1 pseudogene is annotated in these 285 nt (G+C 53.3%); it reads right to left on the minus strand.

What is annotated here, in order from left to right:
* Window positions 1-285 (minus strand): annotated as a pseudogene (locus JW499_RS22070) (amino acid ABC transporter permease); the annotation flags it as partial.

Below are 285 nucleotides of genomic sequence, written 5' to 3' on the forward strand. Positions count from 1 at the left end.
CCGGAAACTGCTGGCCGGTCAGTTCCTGGCGCTTGCGGGCCCAGCGGGCAATCAACCAACTGGCAATGATCGCGCCAAAGAAGCCGATAATCACCAGCCCAAAGCCATCTTCAGGCACCGGCGCCGGCACAATTAATCCCCGGTTATTGAGAAAAGAGCCGAAAAATTCAAGACTCTGCCGTGGGGTTGGCAGGGTACGTAATACCGCGTAATACCAGAAAAAGATCTGCAGCAGCAGTGGGATGTTGCGAAATATTTCGATGTACAGCGCAGAAAATTTGGCGA

Origin of the sequence: Amphritea pacifica (genome assembly GCF_016924145.1) — a bacterium.
GTDB classification, from domain to species: Bacteria; Pseudomonadota; Gammaproteobacteria; order Pseudomonadales; family Balneatricaceae; genus Amphritea; species Amphritea pacifica.